The sequence below is a fragment of the Novosphingobium resinovorum genome (assembly GCF_001742225.1).
Classification (GTDB): Bacteria; Pseudomonadota; Alphaproteobacteria; order Sphingomonadales; family Sphingomonadaceae; genus Novosphingobium; species Novosphingobium resinovorum_A.
In genome coordinates this window covers 296,484-320,106 of sequence record NZ_CP017076.1, presented here as the reverse complement: position 1 = coordinate 320,106, position 23,623 = coordinate 296,484, and the positions used below count along the sequence as shown (strand labels likewise).

The window sequence follows — 23,623 nt, the reverse complement described above, 5'->3', positions numbered from 1 at the left end:
TACTTGCTCGCACCATTGCCCTTGTGCATCATGCGCGAGTCTTCAGGCCGCCACTTCGTCCTTGGGCTCCTGCTTGCGCGGGGTTTCGGCAACCTTTGCGGCGACTTCGTCCTGCTCGTGAAGCGGCGGCAGGAGCGCGGTGGTGGTGACCAGCTGCAGCTGGTGAACGCCGCGAATGGCGCGCAGGGCGTCGCACAGTTCCTTCAGCCGCTCGGCCGGGCCCTGCACCAGCAGGACTTCCATCGACTGGTCGTCCTCGAGGAAGACGTGCTGCGAGGAGATCACTTCCTTCAGGTACTCCGCCTGGCTCTGCGCCAGCTGGTGGCGCACCCGCCCCTTGTCGCCCCGGTAGACCAGCGTGATCGTTCCCGCGAGCATCTCTTCCGGCCGGGTCAAAGCCTCATGCTCGGCAAGGGCGTGGCGGATCAGTTCGGCAATCAGCTGCGAGCGCGAGGGCAGCCCGCGCTCCTCCACCATGGCATCCAGCTGGCGGAACAGGTCTGCGGGAAGGCTCATGGAGAGCCGGGCAAGACTGGCGGGATCGGTGCTCAAGCGGCGCCCTTTCTGGAACAACAACAGCCCTCCCCTATACCAACCTTGCCGCCGATGACAGCAGCAGTTGGAGGCGCAGTCGGCTGTGGAGTGATACTCTCATCGCACAAAAATAATACCGTTGTCACGTTTCGTAATATCGATAAGCTGACCCGAGATCGAGCCGGTGTTCACCCGCTCGCAGCCAGTGTGGGGGCATTTCTTGGCACAGAGTCCTACCCGTAGCACGGGGTTTTCCGGCAGTTCGCAGGCCGCCACCGGGCGCGCCTATCCCAACGGCAACCCGGCGCTGGGGTACAATCCACCCGGCGTGCGTAATACCGACAGCGCCGTGCCGCTCCATCGCAGCAAGCCGGTCATGCACGACTATGCCTGCGATGGCCCCGCGGCGGGCAGCCTGTCGTTCCGCTGGACTTACGGCTCCAACGTCGCGGCGAAGAACCGCGACCCGCGCGTGCAGGTGGTGCAGTACAACGAAGATACCTTCGTGCTGCGCCAGAACGTGTGCGTCCACTGGGAGGCGCCGTTCACGTACCTGCTGTTCGGCAACAAGGGCGCGCTGCTGATCGACACCGGCGCCACCGCCAACGCCGGGCATTACCCCCTGCGTGAGACGGTGGATGCGATCATCGCGCGCTGGGCAAAGGCGCGCGGGCGCAGCAAGGTGCCGCTGACCGTCGCGCTCACCTCGGCCGAGGACATCGCGCAGAACCAGGGCCTCGTGCAGTTCGCCGACCGGCCGGACACCACGATCGTCCCCAAGCCGCTGGCGCTGATGCAGAAGACCTACGGCATCGCGAACTGGCCTTCGGGCACTGGCAGGATCGACCTCGGCGATCGCGTGATCACGGTCGTCCCGACCCCCGGCACGCACAAGGACGGGGTCAGCTTCTACGATCCCTACTGCGACCTGCTGTTCACCGGCGACCTGCTGTTCCCCGGCAAGATCAACATCGGCAACGACACCGATTTCGTCGCCTCGCTGGAAAGGCTCAAGGCTTTCGCCGCCGCCAATTCGGTGAAGTGGCTGCTGGGTGGACACATCGAGATGATGTTCGTGCCGGGCAAGTATTATGCCCGCTTCACCACCTATAAGCCTTACGAGCGGGTGCTGGAAATGACGCCCGACCTGATCGACGACGCGCTGCAGCACGCGCGCGAGATCAAGGGCAAGGACATGATGCTAATCCGCCCGGACTTCGCGCTGTTCAACGGCGTCAGTCCCGACCAGCGTACTTCGGTCTGGCCGGAAGGCGTGCCGAACATCAACCCGCCCCGCCCGTTCTGAGTTAAGGAAACCGCACCGTGGATCGCCGCTCTTTCCTGACCTACAACGCCGCCATCGCCGCCGTGCCGCTGACCGGTGCCGCGCTGACCGGGCTGTCCGACGCCGCCTCCGCCGCGACACGCCCGCCGCCGATCGACTTCAAGGCCAACCTGCCCGCGACCGGCACTTTCCCGGACAAGTGGATCTGCGGCTCGTCGTCCTGCATGGACAACACCGATCCGCCGGTGCAGGTCCACTGGTACAACCCGCACACCGCGATCCTGCGCCAGAACAAGGCCTATAGCTACGAGGCACCCTTCGCGCCGCTCTACTTCGGCAACGACCGGGTGCTGTTGCTCGACGAGGGCTTCGTGCAGTTGCGCAACGACTGGGACCTGCGCGGCGTCGTAGACCAGTGCATCGACGAGTGGTGCGCCCGCAACGGCCGCGATCCGGCCAGCCTCGAACTGCTGGTGGCGTTCAGCCATCTTCACGCCGACCACTACGCCGCGACCAACCAGTTCGCCGACCGCCCCAATACCCGCTACATGGGCCTCACGCACGAGGAGATGGTCGGCTTCTGGGGCATGACCAATTTCCCCGAGGAGCGCGTGACCCTCGACCTCGGCGGGCGCGAGATACTGATCTGGGGCTCGCCGGGGCACGTCGTTTCCGAGTTCGCGTACTACGACAGCTACACGCAGATCCTCTATACCGGCGACATGTTCTATCGCGGCCGCTGCTACATCAGCTTCTGGGAACCGTGGTACGACAGCATGAAGCGCCTGATCCAGTTCTGCGACACGCACCCCGTCACGCACGTCATGGGTTGCCACGTCGAGATCAGCAAGGACGGCGAGGACTACGCCTACGGCATGACGTACCAGCCCGACGAGGCCCCCGTGCAAATGACCGTGCAGCAACTGCGCGAGGCCTGGGCCTACGCGCAGAAGATCACCGAGCCCGGCATCTACTTCACCGGCACCGTCTTCCTGTGCAACCAGACGCGCGGGACGACTACCATCGACAAGAATCCCTACCGCTACTGACGGCGACCCGAATCGGCGGCGCGCCGGGTACGCGCCGCCGAGCGCATCTGCGGACGACAAGCGTGTTACGCAGATGCACAAAAACCACGCTACAGCGTGATTTTTCGCCTCACGTCGTCAAAACGCACGACCCTCAATTAATACGCTTGACGAGAAACGTAATATCCATAGCTTGTATCACATCGCCGGTCAGAGCGAAGAAACGGGGAGAGAGAATCTTGTAACAGCAGGCCGGTCCACCGGTCTGGATGGGGGGTTTCGATGGAACAACTGCCAGTCCGCAACACGGTTCTCTCGAACGATGCGGCTGCCTTCGCGCCTGATGCCACGGTGGCTGACGGGGGCGTGAAGCAGAAGATCTTCAACCTCGTGCCCCCGGCGTTTGTCGCCGTGATCGTCGCGTTCTGGGCCTTCGCGCCCAAGGCGCTGACCGACAACGGCTGGTCAATCATCGTCACCTCCGCACTGATCACCCTCGTCGTGCTGGGCCTCGAGTTCGTGCACGAGCGGCACGCCGGATGGCGCATGAACTGGCGCGAGTTCTTCACCGACCTGTTCTACGTCGTGCTGAGCGCCACCGTCATCTCCTGGACCGCGACCGCGCTGGCCGAGGAGCCGCTGCAGGCGGTCAAGACATCGCTCGGCATCACCACGCAGTGGGCGATGCACATGCCCTGGCTGCTGCAGGTGGCGCTGGTGGTCTTCATCATGGAGTTCGGCCAGTACTGGATGCATCGCCTGATGCACAATTCGACGCCGTTCTGGCTGACCCACGCGCCGCACCACCACATCACCCAGCTCAACGCCGCCAAAGGCGCGGTCGGCAATCCGATCGAGCTGTTCCTGATCAGCCTGAGCGTGCTGGCGCTGTTCGACCTCTCGCCGACCGCGCTGTTCTGCGGCTTCAACATCCTGAACGTGGTATCGACCTTCGCGCACGCCAACGTGCGCTCCGATCCGCCGCTGTTCTATTCCTTCTTCTTCACCACGATCCGGCATCACAGCCTGCATCACTCGACCGATTACGAGAGCACGCGCTGCAACTACGGCAATTCGCTGATCCTGCTCGATCGCATCTTCGGCACCTACAAGGAGGGTGAAGCCAGCGTCGTCGGGCAAGACGATCTCAGGCGCCTGTCCATCCGGGAGCAGTTCCTGTTCCCGTTCCAGCCCCTGATCGAACGGATCAGGGCAGGACGCGGCGAAACCGCACAGCCTGCCAACTGAAAACGGCCGACCGAGCCGCAGTAATAATTCAACGCATCACGGGAGCGAACACCTCGGCGGCATTCACGGCCGAGGGCAGTGCAAGCGCGTCGGCACGACATCCGCAAAGCGATGGCCGGCGTACGAATGAGGGTCCTCACATACACACCCACCGGGCGCGACCAAGGAGCGGGCCGGGACCGGGGCACGTCAACCGAAACTGGGGAAGCACATGACTTATCGCGCGAAATTGAGAGCAGGGCTTCTGTCCGCAACCATGATTACGAGCACCGTGCTCGCGATGCCCGCCGTGGCGCAGGAAGCGCCTGCCGCTTCCGGTGCCGCTTCCGATGAAGGCGACGCCATCATCGTCACCGGCACCCGCCGCGCCACCACGATCATGGACACGCCGATCAACATTTCGGCCATCGGCGCGGACCAGATCGCCCGCCAGCGCATCAACGACGTGCGCGGCCTGGCGGACTTCACCCCCGGCCTGACCATCTCCGACACCGGCCCGCGCGGCACCGGCACGATCGTCATGCGCGGCCTCAACGCGTCGGACACCCAGCCCGACGGCGCCAGCTACGACAACGCCATGGGCATCTACCTCGGCGAAGTTCCGCTCTACTACGACTTCAAGCTGCTCGACATCCAGCGAGTCGAGACCCTGCTCGGCCCGCAAGGCACGCTCTATGGCCTGGGCACCATGGCGGGCGCGATCCGCTACATCCCCAACCGTCCGAACACGGAGGAATGGGAAGGCGAGGCGCACGGCCGCACTTACGTCAAGTCGCACGCCTCCAAGCTCGGCTACCAGGTCGACGGGATGATCAATATCCCGATCGTGAAGGACCACATCGCCTTCCGTTCGTCGACCGGATACTATTACGACCCCGGCTTCATCGACTATCCGTTCCTGCTGAACGAGCCGGGCGTATCCGATCCGCAGCCGAACGGCACCGCTCGCCCGACCGGCGCGGCTTATGACCCGAACCTGCACAAGGGCAAGGATCTCAACTTCGAGAAGACCTTCACCACCCGCAACCAGCTGCTCTTCCAGACCGACGACGACTTCAAGGTCATCTTCACTTACGCCTTCCAGCGCACGAAGACCGAGGGCTCGCAGGCCAACAACGCAGGCGTCCTGGGTTCGGGCAAGTACGAGAGCGCCGCGCGCTACGCTGAGCCGATGAACCGCCGCGCGCACCTCCTGAGCATGGAGATCAACGCCAACGTCTTCGACATCGCCGACCTCGTCTGGACGAGCGCCTACACCAACGTGAAGTCGAAATCGCGCGCCGACAACACCGACCTGCTGCTCGACCTCGACTACGACTACGAACTGTTCCCTGCGTTCTCCAGCTGGAACGAGAGCTACAGCCGCCGCCAGCAGGTCAACCAGGAAGTGCGCCTCGTCTCCACGCACGGCGGCCCGTTCAACTGGGTTCTCGGCGGGTTCTACAACGAGCAGAAATTGCAGCGCGATTACGCCGAGCACGTCCCCGGCCACCCCTGGGTAAATCTGGCGAAGAATCCGGACGAACTGGAATACGTCTCCTACACCCGGTCGACGGTCAAAGAGCAGGCGATCTTCGGCGAAGGCACCTTCCACGTCACGCCGGAATGGCAGGTTACCGGCGGCGCACGCTACTTCAAATACAGCTCGGAGATTTCGGGCGCGCAGACCCTCCCTCTGCTGCGCAATCAACCGCTCAGCCCTTACGACAAGACTCCCTCGGGCGGAAAGGCCGGTCAGGACGGCTGGGTGTGGAAGTTCAACTCTTCCTACAACTTTACGCGCGATCTGATGGTCTATGCCACCTACAGCAAGGGCTATCGCATCGGCGGACCGAACACGGTCGCGCCTTGCGACAACCCGCTGCCGCCGGGCCAGAACATCTGCGCCCTGCCCGACGAGCTGCAGTACGGGCCGGACTCGACCAAGACCATCGAGGTCGGTTTCCGCGCCCAGTTGTTCGACCGCAAGGTGACGTTCAACATCGACGCCTACAGCACCAAGTGGACCGGCCTGCAGGTTGCCTCGGCAACCGTTAACGGCGCCACCGGCATCATCGTCAACGGCGGCCGCGCCTTGTCGAAGGGCATCGAAACCTCGTTCCAGATCAAGCCCGTCCCGGCACTGACGATCCAGGGCAATTATGCCTACAACGATGCCCACCTGACCGAAGACATCCCCGGTGTCCTCACCATCCGCGAGGTGCCGAACGACTACAGCTTCCGCTTCGTCCAGCTCGATGCGCTGTCCGGCGACCGTCTGCCGAACTCGGCCAAGAACTCGGGCAGCCTGGGCGCCACTTACACGGTGCCGATGGGCAACGGCGAACTGTCGGCCAACTGGACGGCGACCTATCGCGGCAGCATCGTCAGCCGTCTCGGCTGGGACCGTGCCTATGGCGACAAGCTCAGCGGCTACGTCCTGCACCGCGCCTCGTTGTCCTATGACACCGACAAGTTCGGGGTCAGCGTGTTCGCGAACAACATCTTCGACAAGTACGCCGTGGTCTCGGTCGGCAACGACCGTTCGCGCATCGGCGTCAACGACGGGGTGGCGGTTCGCTACTACAGCCAGACCGTACTGACGCCGCGCGTCGTCGGCGTGGAGGCCCACATCAAGTATTGAGCATTCGTAGAGGCGCTTTCCCACAAAAGGAGAGCGCCTCTACGACCAGATTCCGCCGGTTTCTTTGTTGCGCCGCAGCGCAATTTTTCTGTAGGCGGACGGGCGATCCGGCGCTAGTCCACCGGGCATGACAGAACCGGCGCGGGGCTCTCCGACGCCGCGAAAGGACCGCCTGATGAAGACTCGCATTCTTGCCGCGCTGCTGCTGTGCGCCGCGCCCTTCGCCATCGCCGCCACCGATCCGGCCCCCGCAGGCATCGACGAAACCGCGATGTATACCTCGGTGAAGCCGGGCGACGAGTTCTACCTCTTCTCGAACGGCGCTTGGCTGGCCAAGGCCGAAATCCCCGCCGACCGCAGCCGCATCGGCTCCCACACCGTCGCCGCCGACGAGACCGAGCGCCAGCAGATCGCACTCATCCAGAAGATCCTCGGCGCCAGGCAGAAGCCCGGCAGCGACGAGGCGAAGATCGGCGACTACTGGCGCGCCTACCTTGACACCGCGACGATCGACAAGCTGGGTATCGCCCCGCTCAAGGCCGACCTGACGCGCTACGCGGCGATCAAGGACAAGGCCGCGCTGGTCAAGGTGCTGGGCGACCAGACCGAGGCCGACCTCGACCTGTTCAACAACAACAACGACATGTCGACCGAGAACCTGTTCGGCCTGTTCATCACCAAGGCGCTCAAGAGCGACGAGGTCGTGCCCTACCTGTTCCAGGGCGGCATCGCCCTGCCCGACCGCGAATACTACGTCTCGGCCGAACCGCGCATGGTCAAGATCAGGGCCGACTACCTCAAGTATATCGCCGACCTTCTGCGCCTGTCCGGCCTCGACCAGCCCGAGGCGCGCGCCGCGCGCATCCTCGCGCTCGAAACCAAGATCGCGCAGGCCCACCCGAGCAAGGCGGAAACCGCCGACTTCACGCAAGGCGGCACCCTGTGGACCCGCGCCGAGTTCGCCGCGAAGGCCCCCGGTATGGACTGGGACGCCTACTTCACCGCCGCGCACATGCCCTCGCAGCAGACCTTCGACGTCTACAGCCCCGGCGCGATCACCGGCCTCGCCGCCCTCGTCGCTTCCGAGCCGCTGGCCGCGTGGAAGGACTGGCTGGCCTTCCACCGCATCAATACGCAGACAGATGTGCTGCCCACGAAGTTCGACGCGCTGCACTTTGCGTTCTTCGACACCAACCTTTCGGGCACCCCGGAGCAGAAGACGCGCGAAAAGCGGGCGCTGGCTTCGATCAACAGCGACCTCGGCATGCCCTTTGGCAAGCTCTACGTGCGCGAATACTTCCCGCCGGCCGCCAAGGCGCAGGTGGAGGACATGTCCGCCCGCATCAAGCAGGCTTTCGCCCGCCGCATCGACGCGCTCGACTGGATGAGCCCGGCGACGCGTACCGAGGCCAAGGCCAAGCTGGAAGGCATGGTCGTCGCGGTCGGCTATCCCGACGTGTGGCCCGACACCTCCATGATCATCATCAAGCCGGGGCAGGCCTACGCCAACCGCATGTCGGCGATCCACGGCTACACGCTCCAGCAGATTTCCAAGCTAGGCAAGCCGCAGGACCGGGGCGAGTGGTGGATGACGCCGCAGCTCGTCAACGCGGTGAACCTGCCCGTGCAGAACGCGCTGAACTTCCCCGCCGCGATCCTGCAGAAGCCGTTCTTCGATCCGGCCGCCGACCTTGCTTCCAACTACGGCGCAATCGGCGCGGTGATCGGGCACGAGATCAGCCACAGCTTCGACGCCAGCGGCGCGGCGGTGGACGGCAACGGCATCCTGCGCGACTGGTGGACCAAGGAAGACCTCGCCCACTTCGAGGCGCAGACGCAGGCTCTGGTCGTGCAGTACGACGCCTATCAGCCGTTCCCCGACCTGCGCCTCAACGGCAAGCTGGAACTGGGTGAGAACGGCGCCGACGTCGCCGGCCTCGCCGCCGCTTACGATGCCTACCGCGAAGCGCTGGGCGGCAAGGAACTGCCGGTGATCGACGGCTACACCGGCGACCAGCGCTTCTTCATCGCCTTCGCCCAGAGCTGGGGCGACAAGACCCGCGAAGGCGCGCTGCGCCGTCAGGTCATCGGCAACCCTCACGCCCCGGGCCAGTACCGCGCGCTGACCGTGCGCAACATCGATGCCTGGTACAAGGCGTTCGACATCAAGCCGGGCGACAAGCTGTACCTGCCGCCCGAAAAGCGCGTGAAGCTGTGGTGATGTGAAAAGGGCGGGAGTGGAAACAAACACCCCGCCCGCTTTATCCGTCATCCCCGCGAAGGCGGGGACCCATCTGATGCTGGTGCAACTTGCGATGTCGTCAGATGGGTTCACGCCTTCGCGGGAATGACAAGGAAAAGGTTCAGAGCCAGCGGTTCCTAAACCCCGCGCGGGGCGTGCTGGCGGTGGATGTTGCGGAACGAGCGGCTCTTGAACAGCCACTTGCCGTCGATCTTGACGCAAGTGTCCTCATAGACGCCGCGATCGCGCATGGTGATCCCGTCCTGGTCGTAGACCTCGGAGGTGTAGCTGCGCATCACCGCGCTATCGCCGCTGACCTCGACCGAGCCGGGCCATGCCTCGAACATGATGCCGGGATAAGCCTTCATCGCCTCTATCCACATCGCGACGATCGCCGGACGGCCCTTGGTGGTGCCGAGTTCCGGATAGTCCGGCAGCGACCATTCCGCATCTTCGGCCCATGTCGCGCCCCAGGTTTCGGCATCACGGCGGGTCACCGCATCGGCATAAGTCTCAAGCAGTTCACGAATGGCGAGGCGGTCCTCGGACGGGCCGGTGAAGGGCATTTCAGTATTCTCCCAAATCGTTTCAGGCAGATGCTAGCCCCTGCTCCGGCGCGCGAAACTATGCCTTGTGCGAGTAATTACGCCCCCACCGGCCGTTCGTTCGGCCCCGGCGCCTCGTCCGGCACGGCCACCTCGATCATCCCGCCCTCGATCCGCAGCGGGAACACGCGCAGGTCCGCGTAGGCGCCGCCGATGCAGCGTCCGGTCGCGGCTTCGAAGCGCGCGCCGTGCAGCGGGCACATGATCGCCCCGCGGCGCACGCGGCCGGGCGAGAGCAGCGCCGCCTGATGGGTGCAGCGGTCGTTCACGGCGCGAAAGCCGTCCTCGACCTTGACGATCAGCACGCTCCAGCCGCCCAGCATGATCGCCGCCTTGCCTTCCTCGGGAAAGTCGGCCTCGGCGATGACGGAGTGGAAGGTTTCGCTCATGGTAGCCATCGTATCCAGAACTCAGATGCAAACCAGCGTCTTGCCGATGGTACGGCCGGACATGAGGTCGATGAAGGCGGCGGGCAGGTTCTCGAACCCGTCGCGCAGATTGGCGAGAGGGCGCAGCTTTCCTTCGGCCACCCACTGGTCCAGCTCCGCCTGCGCCTCGGCCAGTACCTGCGGATAATCGTACGTGATGAAGCCCTGCATCTTGATGCGGTTCACCACCAGTTGCCACAGCGTCTTGACGCCGTAAGGGTGATCGGCATCATTGTACTGGCCGATCATGCCGCACACCGCGACGCGCCCGTGGAGGCGCATCAGCGGCAGGATCGCTTCCAGCATCTCGCCGCCGACGTTGTCGAAATAGACGTCGATCCCCTCGGGCGCGACTTTCGCGATCTCGGCGGCGATGTCGGGCGTGGCGCGATAGTCGATCGCGGCGTCGAAACCGAGTTCGCGGATGACTTCGGCCTTCTCCGGAGAACCGACGATGCCGATCACCCGGCATCCCTTGGCCTTGGCGATCTGACCCACCGTCGAACCCGTCGCCCCGGCGGCGGCGCTGACCAGCACGGTCTCGCCCGCCTTGGCCTCACCCACCGCGAAGAGGCCCACCCACGCGGTCAGGCCGACCGGGCCGAGGGCGCCCATGTAGTGGTGAAGATCCGTGCCCGGCTGCTGGTGCACCGTCTCCAGCCCCCAGCTCTCGCCCGAGAGGATATAGTGATCCTGCCACGTGGCGAAGGCGCGCACAAACGTCCCGACCGGGTAATCCGCATTGTTGGACTGCACGACCTCGCCAAGCGACATGCCGTTGATCGGCGCACCCAGCGCGACCGGCTCGATGTAGCTGGGCCGGTCGTCGAGGAAGCCGCGGATCGCCGGGTCCACCGACCCGACCCGCATGGCCACCAGGAACTCACCGTCACCCGGCTCGGGCATCTCCGCCTCCGCGAGTGTGAAGTCCTCGGGCACCGGCATCCCGTCGGGGCGCCGCGCCAGCAATATCTGTCTTACCTTTCCCATCCCCCTTGCTTACCCGCGCCGGGCCCGAGCGGAAGGCTGTTCTAAACGCTAGGTTCGTGTCTCGAGACCGGGAGGCAAACTCCCGGGCAAACAGATGTGGAGCAGGATTCATGAGCATGTCCCCCGAAGCGATCGCCGAGCTTGTCGATGCCCTCTACGCTGCCGCAGGCGCCGGCGATTGGGAGACGGCGAACGCGATGCTCACCGACGACTTCGTGGCTTATGAGGCCGATGCCCTGCCGATGGCAGGCGCCTATCGCGGCAAGAACGGCCTCAAGGACCTGTTCGCGAAGGCGATGGGCATGGCCGACGTCGTCGGGCTCGACCGCAGCGACCTGCTGACCGGCAAGGACAGCGCGATCGCGGTGCTGACGATGCGCTTTGCCGATCCCTCGCTCAAGCCCGCCGAACTGTGCGAGATGTTCCGCTTCCGCGACGGCAAGTGCTGCGAGATCAAGCCCTATTACTATGACCCCGCCGCCTTCCACGCCGCAGCGGCAGCCAAGGCGGAAACCGCCTGACGTCTGGTCAAGAGCGGTCAGCATGAGCCTGCCCCCGTATGAAGTGGTCGCCGATGGCTACGACTTCATCGAGGCGCCGCGCGTCTCGGCGGATGGAACGGTCTGGTTTGCGGATCTCACCGCTACGGGCGTGTACCGCAAGCGGCCGGGATACGCGACAGAACTGATGCTGCCGGGCCGTCTGTGGGTGGGCGGGATCGTGTTCGACGACGGCGGAGACGTGCTGTGCAGCGGGCGCGGCGGCATCGTCGCGCTCGATCCGGCGACCGGCACCACGCGCGATGTCCTCACGCGGATCGAGGGCGCGCCCCTCGTCGCGGTCAACGACATGGAGGGCGATGGACGCGGCGGCCTTTTCGCGGGCACCATCGATTTCGAGGCGATCTTCGAAACCGGCAAGAAGCCTTCCCCCGGCCTGTTCTTCCACTTGTCCGGCGACGGTGAAGTCACGGTGCTGCGCCGCGACGTCGTCGCATCCAACGGCATCGCGGCAAGCCCTTGCGGGACATGGCTCTATCACATGGAAACCACGCGCGGCATCTGGCGCTACCCGCTGCTACCGAGCGGACTGCCCGGACCTGGCGTGTTGCTCGTCGAACTGGAGGACGGCGACGGGCTGACGCTGGATGCCGCCGGAAACCTCTGGGCGGCTTGCTGGAGCACCGGCCGCCTGCTGCGTTTCGCCCCCGATGGGACGCAAACCGCAGAAATGCGGCTGCCGTATCCGCACGTGGTCAGCGTCGCTTTCGGCAGCGCGGACCCGGACTGGCTCTACGTGAGCACCGGCGGCAATGCCGACGCGCCTCGCTCCGGCGCGGTTTTGCGCATCAAGGTGGAAGGCCCCGGCCTGCCCGGACCGACGACGCGGCTGCGCATGCTTTGCAGGGAACCCTGAACGGCCAGGTGCGCCATCACGCATTTTCCCGCCAGTCCGGCAACCGTGTCGCCCGCGCCGCATAAGCAAGCACGGGGGCATGCATGCGCGCCAGCCAATAGGCCGCACGGCGAAAGGCAGGGGACTCCAGCCCGTTCTGGAGCACTGTGGCACGGATGATCTGGCGGCCGGTCTGGCCCGCCAGCAACCTGTGATAGGTCCCCGCGTCACGGCCCGCCAACACGCAGCGCGCCGCAAGGAAGCCGCTGCGCAAGGCGATCGCCATGCCGTCGCCGGTCAGCGAAGGGGTCATCGCCCACCGATCACCCAGCAACATGGCCGTGCCCGTGGCATGCCCTCGGGGCGGCGGGCCATAGCTTAGGTTGGCAATGGCAAGCGGCCGCTCGAACAACGGCTGCGCGTCGGCGAGAACCCGTTGGAGGAACCCGGTGCCCTCCAGCCATGCTCGCACGCCCTGCCAGTCGCCGCCAAGCTGCGCGAAGGCATCGGCGCGCAGCACCAGACACAAGTTGGCCCGGCCGTCTTCGATCAGTTGAAGGCCCGCATAGCCGCCCTCCAGCAGCACCAGCACGATCGCTCCCGCCAGATGCTGCATCGCGGCCGGAGAGAGGCGATAGTGCATCTTGAAACCCACATGCCCGTTCGCGATGCGCGCGGCAGGTCTTTCGCCCCGGATCGGCAGCTTGCCGGTGGCGACCAGAACATGGCGCCCATGATGCTCACCGACGCTGGTGCGGGCCGTGTGCCCATCCAGCCCCGTCACGCGCACCCCGCGTTCGATGCGCGCCCCGCTTGCCGCAGCCCGGCCGATCAGCGCTTCATCGAGGGCATGGCGACTGAGGCCCAGCGCAGCGAACGGCAGCGCAGTCTCTACCGCGCGGTCGCCCCACACAAGGCGCATGCGCTGGATCGGCACTGCGCCCAGATCCAGCGGCTCGACTCCAAGCTGCCGCAGATGGGCCACGGCCTCGACCGACAGGAATTCGCCGCAGACCTTGTGGTGCGCCCCGGTCTCGCGCTCGAGCAGAAGCACGTCGCCTCCCCCGCGCGCGATCAGGCAGGCGGCGGCGCTGCCCGCCAGCCCGCCGCCGAGGATCAGGGCATCGGTCATCTTAACCCTCGATCGTGAAGCGGAAGCTCTCCGCCGCCATTCCCGGACCGAAGGCCAGCGCCAGACCCGGCCCCTGCGCGCCGCTGGACAGCATCTGCGCCAGAATGAACATCAGCGTCGCGGACGACATGTTGCCCCGATCACGCAGCACCGATCGCGAAGGCGCGAGCGCTTCGGCGCCGAGGCCGAACCCCTGCTCCACCGCGTCGAGAACGGTGCGCCCGCCCGCATGGACCGCCCACAGCGCGAAGTCGTCCGGCGATCCGCCGCGCAAAAGGCCGTGCGTGTCCCCACGCTTCACTTCGGAAGCAAGCGCGGCCGCGATGCGGGCGGGCACTTCCCCGCCCAGATGCATGTCGAACCCCTGATCGCGAATGTTCCAGGTGATGGCATCGGTCGTGCCCGGGATAGTGACTGCCCGGAAGTCCCGTAAAGCGATGCCGCCTCCTTCCGCCGTCACCAGCGCCGCAGCGGCGCCATCGCCGAATAGCAGCATGGAGAGCAGGCTCGGCAGGTCGTCGCTGCGCTGGAAATGAATGCTGCACAGTTCCAGCGTCACCACGAGGACGCGCGCGACAGGCTCGGACCGGACGATGTGATGCGCCAGCCGCAGCGCATTCACCGCCGCATAGCAGCCCATGAAGCCAACCACGGTGCGCTCCACGCCGGGATCGAGCCCCGCCCCCGCGACGATGGCCTGGTCGAGGCCGGGCGCCATGAACCCGGTGCACGAAGCGACGATCAGATGGGTGATACCCTCCCGCGCGATATCGAGGCCGAGCGCCGCAATGGCATCGAGCGCAAGGCGCGGCGCATCGCGCTCGTAACGCTCCATGCGACTGCCGGTCGATGGCCATGGGCCGCTGCCGTAGAAGCCTTCCGTGTCCGTGACGGTGCCGTCCTGCAGCGTCACCGGCTCGAGGAAGGAAAAGCGGCGCTCGATCCCCGAACGCGCGGCCATGCGTTCGAACACCTGGCGCGTGCGCTCGTCCGCGATGCCGGATATGACGAAGCGCAGGAAGGCGTCGTGCACCTCGAACGGCGGATTGGCGGTGCCGATGCGATTGATGCGGGCGATCGTTGTGGTCATGCGCGGCGGCCCACCAACACGGCGTTGAGCCCGCCAAAGGCGAAGCTGCTCGATACCAGAACCTCCGGCGCGAACGCCTGCGCTGCAAGGACGAGCGGTAGGTCGCAGTCGGGATCGGGACCGAGGTGATTGAGCACGGGAGGGGCGATTCCTTCGTTAAGCGCGACAAGGCCGAGCAGGAACTCGATGGCTCCGGTGGCGCCGATCATGTGGCCGTGGGCAGATTTCGTCGCGATGACCCGGTGATGCGCCAGCGCCGGGCCGTAGACCCGGTGCATCGCGGCCGCTTCGGCGGGGTCGTTCAGCGCGGTGCCGGTGCCGTGCGCGGAAACGAGCGCTGAAGTGTCGAATCCGATACCGGCGTCCTCATGCGCGGCGCGGATGGCGGCGGCGATGCCCTCCACGTCCGGCGCGGTCATGTGGGAGGCGTCGCTCGATGCGCCGTAGCCCGCCAGTTCGCCATGGATCCGGGCGCCGCGCTCCAGCGCGTGGCGTTCGCTCTCCAGCACCAGCACCGCGGCGCCCTCGCCCAGCACCATGCCGCGCCGATCGCGCGAGAAGGGGCGGCACGTATCGGACGCCAGCACGCCGAGAGACTGCCAGCCCGTGAGGGAACCGCGCGTCAGGCACGCCTCTGCGCCGCCAGCGATGACGACGTCCGCTCGCCCGGCACGGATCATGTGCATCGCCTCGCCAAGCGCCTGCGCCGAGGAGGCGCAGGCGCCGGAGAACGTCAGCACCGGCCCATGCACGCCGAGCAGCATGGACAGTTGCGCAGCCGGCGCCGCCACCATGGAACTGGGTATCGTCTGTGGATGGACCTTGCGCTGCCCCGCCCCGAACAGCCGCTCGTAGGCGGTCTCGATCGTGGCGTTCCCGCCGCTGCCGCAGCCGAGGAGGATGGCGCTTCGCCGCGCCAGCGACGGGTGTTCGAGCAGGCCCGCATCGGCCACCGCCTCAAGTCCCGCCTCGAGCGCGAAGGCGGAAAGCCGGTCGAGCTTCCCCAGCCGCCGCAACCGCTCCGGATCGACGGTGCCGAGCAGGGAGGGTGCGCCGGTCTCATCATCCGCCCATGCCGCGATGCCGTCGGGCGCGGGCGGCTGGAGTGGGCGGATCGCACCGTCGCCTTGCCGCACGCGCTCCCAGTTTGCAGCAACGCCGCGCCCGAGCCCGCTCACGCAGCCCAAGCCGGTTACCAGCACGCGGGTTCTCATTGCGCGGCCGTCATTGAGGCAGGGGAACACCGATGCGGTCGAACAACTGCCGCAAGGTCATCTCCCGTGTGAGTTCCTCCGGCTGAAGTTCGATCCCGTAACGGTCCTCAAGTTCGAAGAGCATGGAAACCAGATCGATGGAGGAAATGTCGAGCGTGCCCAGCGTCTCGTCAGGCTGAAGCCGTTCGATCGGAAGTCCTGTTTCCTGCGCGATCAGGGCCAGAATATCGTCGCAGGTCATCCACGTTTCTCCTTGATGCAGGTTCAGTCGCGGCGTGAAGGTTTGGCTGGCTCTGGAGTGCCGGCCCCACGCGATATCTTCGTGAGACTGCGCGCTTTTTCCAGCCCCGGCAAGTCTCGAAAGACAACAGCGATATCGCTTCAATCCGGCCTCGAAAGGTGAGATACTCGACCGGCTTTCCGGAGATGGGAACATGATCGCCTTTCGCATGACCGATGTTCGTCTGGTCGCCGTCGCCATCCTGATGCTGGCGCCGCTGGAAGCGGCATCGCAAGGTGGTCCGCCCGCAGCAGACTGGAGCCATGCCGAGACGCTGGCCGTCGAGCTTTCCAGCTTCAAGTTCGCGCCTTCCACCATCACGATGAAGCAGGGCCAGACCTACGACCTGCACCTGACGAACGTGTCGTCGGGCGGCCATGATTTCGCGGCCCGGGAATTCTTCGCGGCCGCGCAGGTCATGGACGGCGACCGGGCCAGGATCACCGGCGGCAAGGTATCGCTCGATGCCGGCCAGAGCATCGACGTCCATCTCGTCGCGCCCGCCGCCGGCAGCTACAAGGTGCGCTGCACCCACCTCATGCACAGCACGTTCGGCATGACCGGCGAGATCGTGGTTCAGTGAACGACCTGTCCACCCGGTCACGCCGGGAAGAGCAAATGGATGCATCGGACCTCGACCCGCTCATATATGCCGAGGTGCTGCGCGATCTGGCGCGGGTCAACCGCTGGACCTTCACCACCCGTTCGACGACCGCGTTCCTGAACCGCGCCCTCGGCGAGGCCCGCTCGTTCAGCCTGCTCGACGTCGGTTTCGGCCATGGCGACCTGCTGCGCACGGTGGCGAAATGGGCGGCCGGGCGGGGGATCACCGCGACGCTCGTGGGCGTGGACCTCAATCCCGCCAGCGAGGGTCTCGCCCGCGCAGCGACACCGGCGGGGCTGAGCGTAGAGTACCGCACCGGCGACTATGCCGACCAGCCGGAGAGCTTCGATTTCATCGTCAGCAGCCAGGTCGCCCATCACATGAGCGACGATCAGCTTGGCCGCTTCCTGCGCCACATGGAAATCAGGGCGCGCAGGGGATGGCTGATCTGCGATCTCCATCGCCACCGCTTCGCCTATTACGGCTTCCCGCTGCTGGCCCGTGTCATGGGCGTCCACCGCATCGTGCGCGAGGACGGGCAGCTTTCCATCGCCCGCTCGATGCGGCCCGGCGAATGGCCCGCCAGGCTCGCCGAAGCGGGTCTGGACCCGCAGCAGGTGCGCATCGTCCGGCGTGCGCCCTTCCGCATCGCGATCGAGCGCACCTTTCAGCCCGGTGTCGGACGGCTACCGGAAGGCGAGACACAATGATCACGCGCGCTCGCACGGCGCCCTGTGCATTCCGATAAATCGGGAGAGAAAACTATGCTCTCGATACCAATACAATCAATCCCAAGTCCTGCAAATCGGCCATTGTTTACAATAACGCAGTAATACTAATGCCGCGCCCATCTGGACGCCGGTTGCCGCATATGATGTATTTTCCTGCACAGGAGGCCCAACCTCACATTCCCGGCCTCACATTCTGGAAATCGTATGCCGACGCTTTCGATTTGCATTCCCACCTACAATCGCTCTGCCTGCCTGGCGGAACTGCTCGACAGCATCCTCGCAGAGAACAGCGCGGACGTGGAAGTGGTGGTCGGCGACGATGCCTCTCCCGACGATACCGAGGCGGTGGCTGCGACTTATGCCGACCGCCTCGCCCGCTTCACGTACTTCCGCCACCCCGTCAACGTCGGGGTGGACGGCAACATCGCCGCCGTGGCCGCCCGCGCGACGGGAGACTACGTCTGGCTGATGGGTGACGACGACCGGATCGAGCGAGGCGGCATCCGACGCGTGCTCTCCGCGCTGTCGGCATGGCCGGATGCCATCGCCCTCACCGTCGGCGTGGTCGACTACGACGTGACGATGCGCCGTATGACGGGCATCAGGAAGATGCCGCGGACCCAGTGCTTCACTGGGGTCGGACCGGCATTCAGCCATCTGGCGGAACTGCTCGGCTTCATCTCGGCGACGCTGATCAGGCGCACCCATTGGGCGGCGGCGGCCGCCGATCCGCGTGCCAGGGCGATGACGAACCTCTACTCGCAAGTCTACATCGCGGGCCTTGCGGTCGGCGCGAGAGGCCGCTGGGGCGTGGTCGAGGAGCCCTGCGTGGGCTTCCGGTCGGGCAACGACCAGCTCAAGCGCCGGGTCGGATGGCTGGAGCGGCTGAAAGTCGATGTGCGCGCCTATGACGAGATCGCGCAGCTCCTGTTCCCTGACGATGCCCGCGTCCGCCGCGCCATGGCCCGGCGAATCTTCGACACACATGTCATTGCTCGCATCGTCAATGCCAAGACCGAAGGCACGACAGCGCGCGACGCTCTGCTGGCGGGGCTCTACCTGCTGCGCCGATACTTCGCGCTGCCGCGCTTCTGGGCTTTCGCGGTGCCGCTGCTGGTCACCCCGGGCGCAGCGGTCAGGGCGATCCGCCGCGCATACCAGGGCACGATCCGCGAATCCGGCAGCGGCCGTGCCCGCCAGTTCGCGCTCAACCCGGCAGTACGGCCGTAACGGACAAAACAGGGAGATACCGTCATCGGCCTTTTCAAGCCCATCGCGCTCAGTGCGCCCGTGGTCGACGATCCCGATGTGCCGGGGGATTTCGGTCCCTTGCGCATGATCGACGCCGCCGCGCCGGACGCGCTTTCCCATCGGCTGACGGCGTTCGCGCCCAAAGGGCGCCGGCGCCTGCTGGCCTATGAACCGCGCCTGCCCACGACCGATGCGGTGGCGCCCTATCTGCGCCAGATCGACCAGGCCCGCATGTATTCCAACCAGGGACCGCTGGTCAGGTCGTTGCAGACGCGCCTGCAATCGTCCTTCGGGCTGGTCGACGGCAGCGTCGTCACCGCCAGTTCCGGCACTGCGGCGCTCGTCGCCGCGATCATGGCGCATGCAGGGACCGCGACCGCGGAGCGCCCTTACGCCGTATGCCCGGCCTATACGTTCGTGGCGACGGCGGCGGGGGCGAGCCAGTGCGGCTACCAGCCCTATCTTGCCGACGTCTGCGAAGAGAGCTGGACGCTCGACCCGGACCGGCTGGCCGATCACCCTCTGCTCGAACGGTTCGGCGTGGTGATCCCGGTCAGCGCCTATGGCCGCGCGATCGACGTGGCGCGCTGGGCGCAGTTCCAGCGCGATACCGGCGTGAAGGTGGTCATCGACGCCGCCGCCGCTATCGAGGCCGTCGCCGACGGCGCGATGACATGCGACGCAAGAGTACCGCTCGCGCTCAGTTTCCATGCCACCAAGGCTTTCGGCTGCGGCGAAGGAGGCTGCGTCCTGTGGCCCGATCCGGCTTTGGCCGCCAAGGCATCGCAGGCGACCAACTTCGGCTTCATGGGATCGCGCAACAGTCAGAGCGCCAGCCTGAACGGCAAGATGAGCGAGTATCACGCTGCCGTAGCCCTCGCCGAACTCGACGGCTGGTCGGCCAAGCGCGCCGATTTCGGGCGCGCCGCAAGGGCCTATCAGGCAGCGTTCGCACAGGCCGGGCTGCCCGCCGAAGACCTGCTGACGACGCCGCATGTCGCATCGAACTACGTGATCCACCGCTGCACCGATGCGGCAACGGCCGAAGCCCTGCAATCGGCAACGGACCTAGCGGGCGTCGAGACGCGGTTCTGGTACGGTCGCGGCCTGCACCTGCACGACCACCTCGCCGATGCCCCCCGCGACGCATTGCCGGTCACCGAAAGCCTTTCCGGCTCACTGCTCGGACTGCCCATGGGTTCCGGGCTGGCATCGGCGGAAATCGCCCGCGTGGTGGCGGTGATCAAGACGGAACGGCTCCGCACGGCAGCCGTGGAGGATGTCCCGTTCCCGGACTGCGCTTCGGTGCCCGCTACGGCCTGAACCCGGTCAGACTGAGACGGCGACGGAGCCTTGAAACTCCGCCGCCGCCACCGTGGCCCCACCCCCCAAGGCCCGGTCCGCAAGACAATTCGCGCCCAGTGCCGCGACGCAGATCAAGGCCGCCTGATCCTGCCAGCATCGACGCTGCGCCATCATATGTCCGGCTGCGATCGCGCGGTCTCGCCACGCGGAATCCGGCAGCACACTGCGCACCGCACGCAGCATGGAATCGACCGACAGCGGGTCGCAATAGGTCATCCCCCGCCCGCAGCGCTCCCACATCGAGGGGATGTTGGAGACCACCACCGGACAGCCGAAATGCGCGGCCTCGACTGGCGGCAGCGGGCACGCTTCGTAAAGCGAAGGGAACAGCAGGAAACGCGCGTCACGGTAGATCAGCGCAAGACTGGCGGCATCGTTGACCTGGCCCACGAAGTGGATCTGGCCCGCGACATCGGCAGGCACTTCGCATCGCGGCCGGCGCAGCACCCTGCCCGACGAGCCGACGAAGACGAAATGCAGCCCGTCCTCACGCGCAAGGCGAATGGCGGCCTCCAGCGTGCGCGCGAAATTCTTCCGGTGCGACAGCGAGCCGACGTAGAGCCCGTAGCCAGGCGGCGGCATTACTTTCCCCTGACCGGAGGATGGCACGACATCGGCGCTCCAGCCACCATTGGGCGCGACGCTTATCCTCGGCGCCGCAGCCGGAGCCAGCCGTGCCAGCCGCTCGCGCTCGGTTTCCGAAACCGTGACGATGGCGCGCGCGCCGCGCATCAGCAGCGGCAGTATCAACCGGTGACCCACACGGTACGTGAGTTTGTAGGCATGCGGATGGTCGAGAAACGAGACGTCATGGATCATCACCACCACGTCGGCCTCGCGCCCGATCAGCGCCAGCGCTGGCGCGCTGTTGCCCAGGCACAGCAGAGTACCGCTACGGGCATGGCGAGGCAGGTCGAGTTGCTCCCACTGCACCCCGGTGTGGCGACCGACCGTCTCGACCCTGATGTGATCCAGGGAAAGGGGCTGGACCCATGGTCCCGGCGGCACCAGCAGCGTGACGTCGGCGACGATACCCCCGCTGCCCAGCATCCGGTCCAGCGCGACCGTGATCTCGCGGGCCGCGCGCTGTACCCCGGTCGCCTGCTGGACGAGGAAGCGGCCATTGATGAACAGGCGGCGCGCCGGTGCCGCGCCGCGCGATCGCGGAGCATGGGAAACGCCGATGCCTGGATTTGCGTCGATCAATGCCTGGCTCGCCACTACATGCCCCCATGTTGCCGCCTTGTGTCTGGCCAGACAAAATCGCGCATCCGGGCGACTGCTCCAATTGCACCATTGGGATTACCCCCAATTTGCGCAGCCGAAGCTGCTCGCAATTTCTCGAGTGAGAATGCCGAGATTAGTTTGTGATTTGTCCAAATGCCAAACCCGCTATCCGATCGGATTAATCAATCATGTCCATTTGCGAGGCCGACAGAACTATGGAAACTTTCCTAAGCAATTCATTTCATCGACTTGCGGTACTTCGACAAGGATGCACACATCGTGGACAGGTCCGGACCGAAGATCGTCCCTCACTTCGTAAATAGCGTAGCCGCGCCGGACACGGGCACGCCTGCATGACCAGGCTGCAAACGCAGGTCCGCGCGGAAGATATCGCCGGTCATCACTTCGATACGGTCGTCATCGGTTCCGGCTTCGGCTCCGGCTTCTTTCTCCACGAAGCGCTGCGCCACGCGCGCACGGGTAGGGTTCTGGTGCTGGAATGGGGCGAGATCCGCAGCCATGCGGACCAGTGGGAAGACGGCAGACAAAGCCGTATCGCGCCCGGGTCGACCTTCGCCAATACCGGCGATCACCCGTGGAACTTCACGATCGGCTTCGGCGGGGGCACCAACTGCTGGTTCGCGCAAACGCCCCGCTTCCACCCGAGCGACTTTCGGCTGCACTCGCTGTACGGGACGGCACGCGACTGGCCGTTCGACTACGCGCAGCTCGAACCGTTCTACTGCGAGGCGGAGGAGATCATGGCCATCTCCGGCGACGAGGCGATGGGCCGGGTCCTGCCCCGCTCGCGGCCCTTCCCCCAGCCGCCGCATCATCCCTCGACGCCGGACGCCCGGCTGAAACGTGCCCGGCCCGATCTCCACTTCGTCATGCCGACCGCCCGCGCCCGCGTGGCGACGGCGACCCGGCCGTCCTGCTGCGCCAACCATCGCTGCTCGCTGTGTCCGGTCGATGCGAAGTTCACCGCCAACAACGGGCTGATGGACACTTTCCAGCACGCCTCCGTCACAGTCTGCCCCGGCGCCGAGGTCACCCATCTAGACGCTTCCGGCGGGGTGGTGCGCTCGGCGCAGTTCCGCTCCGGGGGACGGGAGTTCACGGTGCACGGCGACCTTTTCGTGCTGGGCGCCAACGCCATCCACTCGCCCGCCATCCTGCTGCGATCCGGAATCGAGCAGGGGCCGGTCGGCAAGGGCCTGCATGAAGCCTACGGCATCGAGGTGGAAGCCATGCTCGACGGGATCGACAACTTCGATGGCAGCACGATCACCACGGGCTTGGACTATGGCGCCTACGACGGCCCGTTCCGCAAGACGTCCGGCGCGGCGCTGCTCTATTTCGAGAATCGCTGGAAATTCGGCTTCAGGACGGAGCCGGGCCGCTGGCGTCAGAGCTTGCCGATCGTCATCGTCGCCGAGGAACTGCCGGACGAAAGATGCGCGGTCGAGATCGATACTGACGGACGGGCCAAGGTCGTCGGCGGCGAACCTGGAGCCTATGCAGTGGCGGGCGCCGAGCGGGCCTTCGAACAACTCCCCGATATCCTGTCCGGCATTCCGGTGGAGCGCATAGAGCGCCGCTCCGTCCGGCCGACTGAAAGCCATCTGCAAGGCAGCTTGCGCATGGGCACCGACCCGGGCGATTCCGTGGTCGATGGCGGACAGGTCCATCACACGCTGCGCAATCTCGTCGTCGTGGGATCGAGCGTATTTCCGACCTGTTCGGCCAGCAACCCCAGCCTGACGGTCGCCGCCATGTCGATCCGCGCCGCGCGGCAGGTGCTGGCATGACCGAAATCACGCGCCGCACCGCGCTGGCAGGCATAGGCATTGCGGGCGTCGGCATCACCGGCGGGGTCGCGGGGCTCGTCGCCCGCGGCGGTAGCGGCGCTGCGCTGCGCGCCGTCCTCCACCGCCTGGCCGGCCCCTTCACCATGAGCGACGCCGACTTCGCCCTTTTCGCGAAGGATTTCGGCGCCCGCCACGGGTATCTGGGCTACATGGAAGCCGGAGCGCTGCACCTGCTGGAAGTCTTCGGCGGCGCCAGGTGGTTCGCGCTGCGGCAACCCGGGATCGCGGAGCGCTTCGATGCTTTCGACCGCAAGCTGCTGACGGAGTTCGTCCTCGCCACCAGGCACGACGGGTCCGACGATCCCGGCCATCTGGAGTACCACGGGCTCTTCGCGGACAACCCCTGCAGCAACCCTTTCGCGCAGTTGGGGTAAACCGTCTCCCTCCAAAGGGTTAGTGCGATGCCTCGGGCGGCGCGAAATGATGACGACTTCATAGAATTGGCTTCGGACAATTGATGACCCGATACAACGCAGTGGG

The 23,623-nt window shown here is 65.9% G+C and carries 22 protein-coding genes; 13 read left to right on the top strand and 9 right to left on the bottom strand.

Features of this window, described 5'->3' with window-relative positions; genetic code table 11:
• Positions 1-42 precede the first annotated feature (42 nt).
• Positions 43-516, bottom strand: a complete 474-nt coding sequence (locus tag BES08_RS19125; RefSeq protein WP_051586773.1) for a CopG family ribbon-helix-helix protein — start codon at positions 514-516, stop codon at positions 43-45.
• Positions 517-754: 238 nt separating this feature from the next.
• Between BES08_RS19125 and BES08_RS19120 the strand changes: the two genes are divergently transcribed.
• The 5 genes from BES08_RS19120 (at position 755) to BES08_RS19100 (ending at position 8,939) form a co-directional block, all read left to right on the top strand.
• Entirely contained in the window at positions 755-1,840 is a 1,086-nt protein-coding gene (locus BES08_RS19120; RefSeq protein ID WP_036525077.1) for an MBL fold metallo-hydrolase, read from the top strand.
• Positions 1,841-1,857: 17 nt separating this feature from the next.
• Positions 1,858-2,868, top strand: a complete 1,011-nt coding sequence (locus BES08_RS19115; protein WP_036525079.1) for an MBL fold metallo-hydrolase — start codon at positions 1,858-1,860, stop codon at positions 2,866-2,868.
• A gap of 261 nt (positions 2,869-3,129) precedes the next feature.
• Positions 3,130-4,095 carry a sterol desaturase family protein gene (locus tag BES08_RS19110; RefSeq protein WP_231958281.1) on the top strand — a complete coding sequence of 322 codons (966 nt, stop codon included), beginning with the start codon at positions 3,130-3,132 and terminating at the stop codon, positions 4,093-4,095.
• A 256-nt stretch (positions 4,096-4,351) separates the two neighbouring features.
• Positions 4,352-6,718: a TonB-dependent receptor gene (locus BES08_RS19105; RefSeq protein WP_155986211.1), complete on the top strand. Its 2,367-nt coding sequence runs from the start codon at positions 4,352-4,354 to the stop codon at positions 6,716-6,718.
• A gap of 175 nt (positions 6,719-6,893) precedes the next feature.
• Positions 6,894-8,939: a M13 family metallopeptidase gene (locus tag BES08_RS19100; RefSeq protein ID WP_036525323.1), complete on the top strand. Its 2,046-nt coding sequence runs from the start codon at positions 6,894-6,896 to the stop codon at positions 8,937-8,939.
• Positions 8,940-9,097: 158 nt separating this feature from the next.
• Here the strand turns inward: BES08_RS19100 and BES08_RS19095 are convergent, their stop codons facing one another.
• The 3 genes from BES08_RS19095 to BES08_RS19085 form a co-directional block, all read right to left on the bottom strand.
• Entirely contained in the window at positions 9,098-9,526 is a 429-nt protein-coding gene (locus BES08_RS19095) for a nuclear transport factor 2 family protein (protein ID WP_036525083.1), read from the bottom strand.
• Positions 9,527-9,603: 77 nt separating this feature from the next.
• Positions 9,604-9,954 carry a Rieske (2Fe-2S) protein gene (locus BES08_RS19090; protein WP_008830733.1) on the bottom strand — a complete coding sequence of 117 codons (351 nt, stop codon included), beginning with the start codon at positions 9,952-9,954 and terminating at the stop codon, positions 9,604-9,606.
• A 21-nt stretch (positions 9,955-9,975) separates the two neighbouring features.
• Positions 9,976-10,983 (bottom strand): NADP-dependent oxidoreductase, encoded by a 1,008-nt coding sequence (locus tag BES08_RS19085; protein ID WP_036525085.1) that lies wholly within the window; start codon positions 10,981-10,983, stop codon positions 9,976-9,978.
• A 110-nt stretch (positions 10,984-11,093) separates the two neighbouring features.
• Between BES08_RS19085 and BES08_RS19080 the strand changes: the two genes are divergently transcribed.
• Positions 11,094-11,504 (top strand): nuclear transport factor 2 family protein, encoded by a 411-nt coding sequence (locus BES08_RS19080; protein ID WP_231958278.1) that lies wholly within the window; start codon positions 11,094-11,096, stop codon positions 11,502-11,504.
• 22 nt (positions 11,505-11,526) lie between these two features.
• Complete coding sequence (locus tag BES08_RS19075) at positions 11,527-12,399, top strand: SMP-30/gluconolactonase/LRE family protein (RefSeq protein ID WP_036525088.1); 873 nt, start codon at positions 11,527-11,529, stop codon at positions 12,397-12,399.
• Between the two features lie 16 nt (positions 12,400-12,415).
• On the opposite strand, the gene BES08_RS19070 is transcribed toward BES08_RS19075, so the two are convergent.
• From BES08_RS19070 to BES08_RS19055, 4 genes are read right to left on the bottom strand one after another with little or no spacing between them, the layout of a single operon-like run.
• Positions 12,416-13,510: an NAD(P)/FAD-dependent oxidoreductase gene (locus BES08_RS19070; RefSeq protein ID WP_036525091.1), complete on the bottom strand. Its 1,095-nt coding sequence runs from the start codon at positions 13,508-13,510 to the stop codon at positions 12,416-12,418.
• A 1-nt stretch (position 13,511) separates the two neighbouring features.
• Positions 13,512-14,600, bottom strand: a complete 1,089-nt coding sequence (locus BES08_RS19065; protein WP_036525093.1) for a type III polyketide synthase — start codon at positions 14,598-14,600, stop codon at positions 13,512-13,514.
• Positions 14,597-15,802 carry a beta-ketoacyl-[acyl-carrier-protein] synthase family protein gene (locus BES08_RS19060; RefSeq protein WP_081798979.1) on the bottom strand — a complete coding sequence of 402 codons (1,206 nt, stop codon included), beginning with the start codon at positions 15,800-15,802 and terminating at the stop codon, positions 14,597-14,599. The genes BES08_RS19065 and BES08_RS19060 overlap by 4 nt, the downstream gene beginning before the upstream one ends.
• A 22-nt stretch (positions 15,803-15,824) precedes the next feature.
• Complete coding sequence (locus BES08_RS19055; RefSeq protein WP_008831589.1) at positions 15,825-16,055, bottom strand: acyl carrier protein; 231 nt, start codon at positions 16,053-16,055, stop codon at positions 15,825-15,827.
• Between the two features lie 193 nt (positions 16,056-16,248).
• Here BES08_RS19055 and BES08_RS19050 point away from each other — a divergent pair, with 193 nt between their 5' ends.
• The 4 genes from BES08_RS19050 (at position 16,249) to BES08_RS19035 (ending at position 20,003) form a co-directional block, all read left to right on the top strand.
• Positions 16,249-16,677, top strand: a complete 429-nt coding sequence (locus tag BES08_RS19050) for a cupredoxin domain-containing protein (protein WP_008831590.1) — start codon at positions 16,249-16,251, stop codon at positions 16,675-16,677.
• Between the two features lie 35 nt (positions 16,678-16,712).
• Positions 16,713-17,408: a methyltransferase domain-containing protein gene (locus tag BES08_RS19045; protein WP_008831591.1), complete on the top strand. Its 696-nt coding sequence runs from the start codon at positions 16,713-16,715 to the stop codon at positions 17,406-17,408.
• Between the two features lie 225 nt (positions 17,409-17,633).
• Positions 17,634-18,659, top strand: a complete 1,026-nt coding sequence (locus BES08_RS19040) for a glycosyltransferase family 2 protein (protein WP_036525100.1) — start codon at positions 17,634-17,636, stop codon at positions 18,657-18,659.
• 60 nt (positions 18,660-18,719) lie between these two features.
• Positions 18,720-20,003, top strand: coding sequence for a DegT/DnrJ/EryC1/StrS family aminotransferase (locus BES08_RS19035; RefSeq protein ID WP_051586774.1), 1,284 nt, complete (start codon positions 18,720-18,722; stop codon positions 20,001-20,003).
• A 6-nt stretch (positions 20,004-20,009) separates the two neighbouring features.
• On the opposite strand, the gene BES08_RS19030 is transcribed toward BES08_RS19035, so the two are convergent.
• Positions 20,010-21,251 (bottom strand): glycosyltransferase family 4 protein, encoded by a 1,242-nt coding sequence (locus BES08_RS19030; RefSeq protein ID WP_231958276.1) that lies wholly within the window; start codon positions 21,249-21,251, stop codon positions 20,010-20,012.
• 374 nt (positions 21,252-21,625) lie between these two features.
• Between BES08_RS19030 and BES08_RS19025 the strand changes: the two genes are divergently transcribed.
• Together BES08_RS19025 and BES08_RS19020 are read left to right on the top strand one after the other, a co-directional pair.
• Positions 21,626-23,083 carry a GMC oxidoreductase gene (locus tag BES08_RS19025; RefSeq protein ID WP_036525107.1) on the top strand — a complete coding sequence of 486 codons (1,458 nt, stop codon included), beginning with the start codon at positions 21,626-21,628 and terminating at the stop codon, positions 23,081-23,083.
• Entirely contained in the window at positions 23,080-23,517 is a 438-nt protein-coding gene (locus BES08_RS19020) for a hypothetical protein (protein WP_008828445.1), read from the top strand. Before BES08_RS19025 ends, BES08_RS19020 begins: the two co-directional genes overlap by 4 nt.
• The last annotated feature ends 106 nt before the right edge of the window (positions 23,518-23,623 follow it).

Coding starts and splice junctions, on each gene's coding strand:
- BES08_RS19085 (WP_036525085.1), bottom strand. CDS start 10,983: ATGGGAAAGGTAAGACAGATATTGCTGGCGCGGCGCCCCGACGGGATG.
- BES08_RS19095 (WP_036525083.1), bottom strand. CDS start 9,526: ATGCCCTTCACCGGCCCGTCCGAGGACCGCCTCGCCATTCGTGAACTG.
- BES08_RS19055 (WP_008831589.1), bottom strand. CDS start 16,055: ATGACCTGCGACGATATTCTGGCCCTGATCGCGCAGGAAACAGGACTT.
- BES08_RS19075 (WP_036525088.1), top strand. CDS start 11,527: ATGAGCCTGCCCCCGTATGAAGTGGTCGCCGATGGCTACGACTTCATC.
- BES08_RS19110 (WP_231958281.1), top strand. CDS start 3,130: ATGGAACAACTGCCAGTCCGCAACACGGTTCTCTCGAACGATGCGGCT.
- BES08_RS19080 (WP_231958278.1), top strand. CDS start 11,094: ATGAGCATGTCCCCCGAAGCGATCGCCGAGCTTGTCGATGCCCTCTAC.
- BES08_RS19100 (WP_036525323.1), top strand. CDS start 6,894: ATGAAGACTCGCATTCTTGCCGCGCTGCTGCTGTGCGCCGCGCCCTTC.
- BES08_RS19020 (WP_008828445.1), top strand. CDS start 23,080: ATGACCGAAATCACGCGCCGCACCGCGCTGGCAGGCATAGGCATTGCG.
- BES08_RS19125 (WP_051586773.1), bottom strand. CDS start 516: ATGAGCCTTCCCGCAGACCTGTTCCGCCAGCTGGATGCCATGGTGGAG.
- BES08_RS19090 (WP_008830733.1), bottom strand. CDS start 9,954: ATGAGCGAAACCTTCCACTCCGTCATCGCCGAGGCCGACTTTCCCGAG.
- BES08_RS19045 (WP_008831591.1), top strand. CDS start 16,713: ATGGATGCATCGGACCTCGACCCGCTCATATATGCCGAGGTGCTGCGC.
- BES08_RS19105 (WP_155986211.1), top strand. CDS start 4,352: ATGATTACGAGCACCGTGCTCGCGATGCCCGCCGTGGCGCAGGAAGCG.
- BES08_RS19070 (WP_036525091.1), bottom strand. CDS start 13,510: ATGACCGATGCCCTGATCCTCGGCGGCGGGCTGGCGGGCAGCGCCGCC.
- BES08_RS19065 (WP_036525093.1), bottom strand. CDS start 14,600: ATGACCACAACGATCGCCCGCATCAATCGCATCGGCACCGCCAATCCG.
- BES08_RS19050 (WP_008831590.1), top strand. CDS start 16,249: ATGATCGCCTTTCGCATGACCGATGTTCGTCTGGTCGCCGTCGCCATC.
- BES08_RS19040 (WP_036525100.1), top strand. CDS start 17,634: ATGCCGACGCTTTCGATTTGCATTCCCACCTACAATCGCTCTGCCTGC.
- BES08_RS19025 (WP_036525107.1), top strand. CDS start 21,626: ATGACCAGGCTGCAAACGCAGGTCCGCGCGGAAGATATCGCCGGTCAT.